Annotated in this window: 3 protein-coding genes; all 3 read right to left on the bottom strand. The window is 42.1% G+C overall.

All coding sequences use genetic code 11. From position 1 onward, the window contains the following. Nucleotides 1–132: 132 nt before the first annotated feature. Nucleotides 133–720 (bottom strand): fatty acid metabolism transcriptional regulator FadR, encoded by a 588-nt coding sequence (locus ACFVSH_RS24805; protein WP_387708404.1) that lies wholly within the window; start codon nt 718–720, stop codon nt 133–135. 199 nt (nt 721–919) lie between these two features. Continuing rightward, nucleotides 920–2,617 (bottom strand): AMP-binding protein, encoded by a 1,698-nt coding sequence (locus tag ACFVSH_RS24800; RefSeq protein ID WP_387708403.1) that lies wholly within the window; start codon nt 2,615–2,617, stop codon nt 920–922. A gap of 175 nt (nt 2,618–2,792) precedes the next feature. Further along, on the bottom strand, nt 2,793–3,015 hold a 223-nt coding region (locus ACFVSH_RS24795; protein WP_387708401.1), incomplete at its 5' end, for a GNAT family N-acetyltransferase.

Below are 3,015 nucleotides of genomic sequence, written 5' to 3'. Positions count from 1 at the left end.
CAGTTCCATATCAATCCCTCCAGGCATGCTAGTCGAACTTTTTTGAAAATTCAATATGTACCACTTCCCGAAAAAGGGGAAGCAGAATTAATCGATTCTTTCGAGGATGGCTAGCCATCCTCGAAAGAATCGTTAACTTTTCAGGCCACAGCCGCCAATTAGCAGGCGGTGAACGTCTGGTGCAAGGTCAGGAAGAGAGTACTTTTGCTCATTCATGACCCAAGTCGTCACCGTTTCGTCAATCGTTCCAAAAATCATCTGCCTGGCAAGTAAATTATTTAAATCAGGCAGGAATTCGCCGTTCTCTTTTCCTTCAATAATGATCTGATCGATTAAATTTAAATACCCTCTTAACACATCATTAATTCTAAGGCGCAATTCTTTATTCGACTGTCTCAATTCCAACTGAGTGACAATTGCTAAATTCACGTCTTCTGAAAGGTTTCTAAAATGTTTTTGGATGAGCACACTCAGTTTATCCGAAGCAGTGGTCTTCCCTTTTATTTCTTCTTCGATCTGTTCCACGAATGAGCCCATCTTTTCATGGAATAATGATATCAGGATATCTTCTTTATTTTTAAAATATAAATATATGGTGCCATCCGCTACGCCTGCCTGCTTGGCGATTTTGGATACTTGGGCTTGATAGTAACCGTTTTGGGCAATGACGATAACGGCCGCTTCAATAATTTGATTATACTTTGGTCTGTTGCTTTTCACTGGATGTCCCCTTTCAGAAAATGAATGAATCATCATTCATATTTCTATCATAAAATGACGACCCTTTACTGTCAAGCAAAAACTTCTAGGGGTCCTGACATTCACTTCAGTTCATTGTACAGCCCCCGTCCATAGGTTGTCCAGCCGTTCTGCAAAACACGGAGCTTTCTTCCGCTGCTCCGTTAAAAGGGGTGCTAGTTTAAGCTTCTTTTCTTTCCTCGGATATCTTTTTCTTTTCTTCCTCGACAAGGACTCTTCTCAGGATCTTTCCAATCGTCGTTTTAGGAAGTTCATCCCTGAATTCATAGCTGCGCGGCACCTTATAGGAAGCCAGGTTCTTTCTGGCAAATTCATTCAATTCCTCTTCAGTGGCATTGGCATTTTTTTTCAGTACGACATAGGCCTTAACGGTCTCACCGCGATAGGGGTCAGGGATACCTGCCACAACCACTTCCTGTATGGCCTCATGCTCGTATAGCACCTCCTCCACCTCTCGTGGATATATATTGAAACCGCCTGCAATGATTGTATCCTTTTTCCTCTCGACCACATAAAAGAACCCCTGCTCATCCATGTAGCCCAGATCTCCTGTAAGCAGCCAGCCATTTCTAAAGGTGTTTTCCGTTTCATCCGGACGGTTCCAATATCCTTTCATTACCTGTGGCCCTTTTATGGCAATTTCGCCTATCTCATTCGGGGGAAGCTCTTCAAAGGTTTCCAGGGACAGAATCACCGAGTCAGTATCTGGCCACGGCAGCCCAATGCTTCCTTTTACACGCGGCTGATCCCAGATGAAATTAGCATGGGTCACCGGTGAGGTTTCGGAAAGTCCATAGCCTTCAACAAGTTTCCCGCCGGTAATTTTCTCAAACTGTTCTTGAACCTCTATGGGCAATGATGCAGAACCGCTTATACAGGCATTGATGGAAGAAAGGTCATATTTAGCGATATCCGGATGGTTCAAGAGGCCGATATACATCGTGGGCGCTCCTGGAAACATGGTCGGTTTCTGTTTTTGGATGGTTTTAAGCGTCGCTAAGACATCGAACTTTGGCATGATGATCATGGTGTTTCCTTCCATGACGGAAAGAACCAAGACTGTAGTCATACCGTACACATGGAAGAAAGGCAGAATCGCAAGGATCCTTTCCTCACCGCGCTTATTTTTATAAAGCCATGCATTGCACATTTTCGTATTCGCAAGCATATTCTTATGGGTAAGCATGACCCCTTTGGGAAAGCCTGTTGTCCCACCAGTATATTGCAAAAGGGCAAGGTCATTATCCACATCGATCGGCACAGTGACTTCTTCGGTCATCTTTCGTTTCATGATTTCGGAAAATAAATGATGATTCCCTTCATGCTCCACATTGATGACAATGCCGTATTGCTTTTTTTGAATAAAAGGATAGATGAGATTTTTCGGAAAAGGTAAATATTCCTTGATAGCGGTTACAATTATATGTTCTATATCCGTTCTTGATGCCACTGCTGCAACACGGGGAAATAAAATATCCATCGCCAAAATTATTTTCGCTCCGGAATCTTTCATTTGATATTCTAATTCACGTTCAGTATAGGTTGGATTCGTTTGAACCACGACTCCGCCGGCCATCAATATCCCAAAAAAGCCTATGACACCCTGCGGGCAGTTAGGAAGCATGACGGCAACGCGTTCACCTTTTTGAAGACCGATACTTTTTAAATAGGCTGCAAACTTTAAAGCAGATTCATGCACTTCCCGGAAAGTTAATTCTTTTCCCTGGAAATGAATCGATACTTTATCGGGGAATTCTTCGGCTGATTCCTTTAAAAAAGAATAAAGAGGTTTATCTTCGTAAGACAAAGCAGCGGGTATCTGTTCCGGATAAATAGCTTGCCATGGCTTATTGCTCATTTGCCCCCTCCTTCTGAATATTCTCAATACTCTTTTCATTATAATACAATCGGGATTTTCTTACAATTGCAGAATTTCAGTGTACAAAGACCCCATGATGAGAAATATGTCCTATACCGACCACAGGGAATATTGGATGCAACACTTAAAAAGGGGAACAAAAAAAGGAGTGGTTCTACTCCTTAGTTTTAATTCTATACCAATACTTATATTTTTCTTCAAACCCTAACTTTCCGTACAAGCTTAGAGCGGGCGCGTTTGTTTTTATCACCTGAAGATAAGCATTTTTTGCTCCATTTTCTTTACCCCAATGCAATAAATTACGCATGAGGATGGCACCAATGCCTTGGTTTCGAAAATTTTCATGGGTTATGATATTGTACAGGCCTATGTATTCG

The sequence above is a fragment of the Peribacillus sp. NPDC058002 genome (assembly GCF_042886655.1).
Lineage (GTDB): Bacteria > Bacillota > Bacilli > Bacillales > DSM-1321 > Peribacillus > Peribacillus aracenensis.
The sequence above is the reverse complement of the archived record's forward strand: the minus strand, read 5'-3'. Positions and strand labels throughout refer to the sequence as shown.